Annotated in this window: 5 protein-coding genes; 3 read left to right on the forward strand and 2 right to left on the reverse strand. The window is 72.3% G+C overall.

Annotated elements, in window-relative coordinates:
* The first annotated feature begins 309 nt into the window (after positions 1-309).
* The 3 genes from VJR25_RS15875 to VJR25_RS15885 all read left to right on the forward strand — a co-directional run bounded on the left by VJR25_RS15875 (position 310) and on the right by VJR25_RS15885 (position 2,407).
* A complete protein-coding gene (locus tag VJR25_RS15875; protein WP_324116777.1) occupies positions 310-1,002 on the forward strand; it encodes an NTP transferase domain-containing protein in 693 nt (230 codons plus the stop codon).
* A 69-nt stretch (positions 1,003-1,071) separates the two neighbouring features.
* The gene (locus VJR25_RS15880) at positions 1,072-1,254 is read left to right on the forward strand and encodes a hypothetical protein (protein ID WP_324116779.1); all 183 of its coding nucleotides are present in this window, start codon (positions 1,072-1,074) and stop codon (positions 1,252-1,254) included.
* Positions 1,255-1,318: 64 nt separating this feature from the next.
* Positions 1,319-2,407 (forward strand): glycosyltransferase family 2 protein, encoded by a 1,089-nt coding sequence (locus VJR25_RS15885; protein WP_324116781.1) that lies wholly within the window; start codon positions 1,319-1,321, stop codon positions 2,405-2,407.
* A 3-nt stretch (positions 2,408-2,410) separates the two neighbouring features.
* Here VJR25_RS15885 and VJR25_RS15890 read toward each other — a convergent pair whose 3' ends face one another.
* The gene (locus VJR25_RS15890; RefSeq protein WP_324116783.1) at positions 2,411-3,826 is read right to left on the reverse strand and encodes a CDP-glycerol glycerophosphotransferase family protein; all 1,416 of its coding nucleotides are present in this window, start codon (positions 3,824-3,826) and stop codon (positions 2,411-2,413) included.
* On the reverse strand, positions 3,823-4,437 hold a 615-nt coding region (locus VJR25_RS15895), incomplete at its 5' end, for a CDP-glycerol glycerophosphotransferase family protein (RefSeq protein WP_324116784.1). The genes VJR25_RS15895 and VJR25_RS15890, both read right to left, overlap by 4 nt.

A 4,437-nucleotide genomic window follows, 5' to 3' on the forward strand; every position in this document is an offset into this window, starting at 1 on the left:
ATCGTGGGATCACTCTTCTTGCTTCTTGGCGGAAACAGCTGGGCTCCCACGATGGCCCATCAACGTCTACGACGACGAGAACCCCGCGGGAAGTGACACCACGCTATGGGACTCAGCCGTGACCGCCCCGGATGCGCCCGCCGAGCCGGCCGCCGGGCGCCCGCGCAGGTCTCGATTTCGTCACGATCCGCGATCGAGAAGGCCTGATCCCACGGCCTTCTCAGGTGGGCGCCGCTATCCTGGACACGGCGCAATGAGGTGTCATCCGGCTTTCTTCCTGCCGTGTCGCCACCTTCCAGGAGCATTTCTTTGAGCATTCAGATCGTCATTCTCGCCGCGGGCATGGGTTCGCGCCTCGGGCGCTCCCTCCCCAAGTCGCTGACGGTCCTGGGCGACGGGCGCAGCATCATGCGCCAGCAGCACGACAACATCCGTGCCGCCTTCGGCAGCGCTGCGCGCATCACCACGGTCGTCGGCTACCGCGCCGAGACGATCATCGAGGCGTTCCCGCACGTCGACTACGTGCACAACGACCGCTACGACCAGACGAACACGTCCAAGAGCCTGCTGCGCGCCCTCCAGGCGAGCGGACGCGGCGGCGTGCTGTGGATGAACGGCGACGTCGTCTTCGACCCGCGCATCCTCGGCCGGGCGATCCCGCTCATCGAGCGCGACCAGTCCTTCGTGACCGTCAACACCGCCAAGGTCAGCGACGAAGAGGTCAAGTACACCGTCAACCCCGACGGCTCCGTGAAGGACCTCTCCAAGACCGTGCGCGGCGGCATCGGCGAGGCGGTCGGCATCAACTACATCTCGGCTGCGGACAAGCGCGCCTTCATGCGCCAGCTGCACCGCGTGGGCGATCAGGACTACTTCGAGCGCGGTCTCGAGCTCGCGATCGCCGAAGACGGGCTCGTGCTCGAGCCGCTCGACATCTCCGACCTGTACGCCGTCGAGGTCGACTTCGCCGAGGACCTCGAGCGCGCGAACCTGTACGTCTGAGCCCGGGTCGCTCCGCACGGAGCTCTGCTGATCGAGCCCGATCACAGCCGGCCGAGGGAGAATGTCGGCATGTCGATCTTCGCGCTGCGCCCCGAGGAGCCGAGCGAATCCGCCGGCGTGCCGGCCGAGCCCGAACGGGCCTCGACCGCGGCGGAGCACCTCGCCGTCGCGACGACCGACGCCGCGTCGCTGGGACTGCCGAGCGTCACCTCGGTGGCGATCCCGATGCCGCCGGCGCCCTCGGACGGCTGACCGACGCACCGGTGGCCCGCTCCCGGCGCACGGGCGGGGTCGGCGTTCATGGGATGATCGAACGATGCATGACGAGCGCCCGATCAGGCATGCCCCCGTCCCGTCGGACGACGCGGGCGTCTCGTTCGTGATGCCGGTGCTGAACGAGGAGTCCTACCTCGAACGCGCCGTGCGCTCGGTGCTCGCCCAGGATGTCCCGGGCCCCACGGAGTTCGTCCTGGCGCTCGGACCGTCCACCGACAGCACGGATGCGATCGCGCGGCGGCTCGCCGCCGAAGACCCTCGGGTGCGGCTCGTCGACAACCCCGACGCCGACATCCCACGCGGCCTCAACCGTGCGATCCGCGCCAGCTCGTATCCCACCGTCGTCCGGGTGGACGCGCACTCGGAACTCACCCCGGGGTACGTGCGCCGTGCTCTCGAGACGCTCGCGCGCACGGATGCGGCCAGCGTCGGCGGGGTCATGCGCGCCGACGGCCACACGGCCTTCCAGCGTGCGGTGGCACGCGCCTACAACTCCCCCATCGGACTCGGCGGCGCCAATTACCACGGCGGCACCCACGAGTCCGAAGCGGAGTCGGCCTACCTCGGCGTGATGCGCCGTGAGGTGCTCGACGAGGTCGGTCTCTACGACGAGTCGATCCGCCGCGGCGAAGACTGGGAGCTGAATCTGCGCATCCGGCGCGCCGGCTACCGGGTGTGGTTCGACCCGAAACTCGTCGTCACGTACTGGCCCCGGGACAGCTGGGTGCGGCTCGTGCGGCAGTTCCTCGCGACCGGCGCCTGGCGCGGCGAACTCGTGCGCCGCTACGGTCGCCGCAATTCGCTGCGCTTCTTCGCCCCGCCGGCCCTGGTCGTGGTGGCCGCCCTGGCGGTCGTGGCCGGCGTGCTGCAGAGCATGCGGATGCTGCGCGGCCCCGCCGCCGCTGTGGCATCCCTGATCTACATCCCGTTGGCGCTGTACGTGCTCGTGGTGTCGTTCTCCGCCGCGGGACGGCACGGCGGCACCGGCTGGCGGGACAGGCTCTGGACCGCGGCTGTGCTGCCGACGATCCACCTCGCGTGGGGATTCGGCTTCCTCCGGGGCGCACTGATGGGCGCGCACGACACGGTGGACACCTCCCGGCTGACGACGGACGCGCCACCGGCCTGAACCTCAGGCGTCGACGAATCCCTGATCCAGGATGCGCGCGACGACCCGTTCGGCGGCGTGCCCGTCGTCGCGGCCGTTGAACACCGCCCGCCACTGCGCATAGCGCTCGGCGTGCGCCGCCGGGTCGTGCTCGGCGATCGCCTCGACGAGCTCGACGAGGGTGGACACCAGCGGCCCGGGCGCGCGGGCGGCCAGGTCCACGACGAACGGACGATCGGGCGCGGCGGCCCCGGCGGCGGACTCCACGAAGTACATCGGCTTGCCGGTGACCGAGAAGTCGAACATGAGGGGCGACCGGTCGGTGACGAGGGCGTCTGCGGCGAGCAGCAGCCGCGCGGGGTCGGGATAGTCGGTCGCGTCGATCACGCGGGGTCCCGTTTCCCCGGCGGCATGGTCGCGGTGCACACCGACGCGCACGACGAGCGCCCCGGTGCGACGCGCGAGTTCGGCGGCATCCACCTGTGCGGCCCGCTCCGGATCGAGCACCGCGTGCAGCAGCACCTGCTCCGCCGTGCCGATGCCGAGCGCCGCGCGTGCGTCGTCGCCCGGGCCCGCCGTCACGAGCACGTCGTTGCGCGGGCCGCCCTCGATCCACACGGCCCGGTTGAACGCGTAACCGCGGCTCAGCGACTGCGCCGCGTACGGGCTCTGCGCCAGCAGCACGTTCCATCGCAGCGATTCCCGGACGACGGCGGCGGCCCGGCGCGCGTTCCAGCCGGGGAGCCGCAGACCGAGCCGACGGGGCGGGGACCCGTGCCACGTCTGCAGCACCACCTGCCCGGGACTGCGCACGAAACGGCGCCGCAGCCAGTCGTCCACGACGAGCAGCCGGGCCGCGCCCCGTGCCCGCCACCACTGCGGGCTGCCCTCGACGACGGCCACCGCGCCGTCGGGAACCGCCACCGAGAGATCCACCACGCTCCAGTAGCGCGTCACGGCCGGCGCCCGCCGGGCCAGCTCCCCATCGATCGCGCGAGGATCGCCGCCCGCGACGTGACCCAGCCGGCTCTCGAAGAACGCCGCGTTCTCGAGACCGTCCGGGCGCGTCGCATACCGGCGCTCGAGCGCCGCCTGGCCCTCGCCGGAGTCGTACGCCGGATCGACCGGCGGCCCGACGCGCAGCGTGCTGCCGGACACCTCGGCGCGGATCGGGCCGAGCATCGTCAGCGGCACCGGTGCGATGTCCGCCGCTTCGCCGTCGACCGTGAGGGCGTAGTCGTCGACCGGCAGCGGCAGCAGCGGGCCCGCCCAGCGCGACGCCTGCAGCGGCACGACGGCGTTCCACCCCTCGCGGGAGGAGACCGCAGACGCGGACGTCGAGGCGCGCGGCCCGCGGGCGACGACCTCCGCCGGGGCCGGGCCGGTGCCGCACAGGATCAGCGCCGGTCCGTCCGGGATCCGCAACTCGGCGACGATCATGGATGCGGCTCGGGCCCGGGACCGGCTGCGGCGATGCGCGCGCGGATCAGGTCGAACACGCGGCGCGTGCTGCCCCCGTCCGAGTACGCGTGCACCTGGGCGTCGAGGGCGCGCGCACGGTCGAGGCGCCGGTCCCGCTCCGCCGGGTCGGCGAGCACGGCGCGCAGCTGCGCGACGGCGTCCGTCCAGTCGCGCGCCCAGTCGTCGCCCGCGACATCCTGGTACCGCCCGTAGAACCCGCGCTGCTGCGCGTACTCGACCACATCCGGGGCGAGGTAGACCACGGGCATCGGCACCAGCGAGCAGTCGTACGCGAGCGAGGAGTAGTCGGTGATGAGCACGTCGACGCGCGACAGCGCCGGAGTGATGTCGCGCAGGCGGTCGCTGCCGAGCATGCGCACCCGGTCGGACGGGATGTCGTAGGCGCCGGCGCCGAGCGGGTGCGAGCGGATGAGCAGGACGGCATCCTGCTCTTCGAGCAGCGCCGTGATCCGGGCGGCGGCCCCGCTGTCGGGGATCGCCGGATCCTCGTCGCCGTCCCGCCACGTCGGGGCGTACAGGACGACGCGCACTTCGTCGTCGAGGGGCGCGCCGGTCGCGGCTGCGATGAG

This window comes from Microbacterium sp., from assembly GCF_035277845.1.
Taxonomy (GTDB): Bacteria; Actinomycetota; Actinomycetes; order Actinomycetales; family Microbacteriaceae; genus Microbacterium.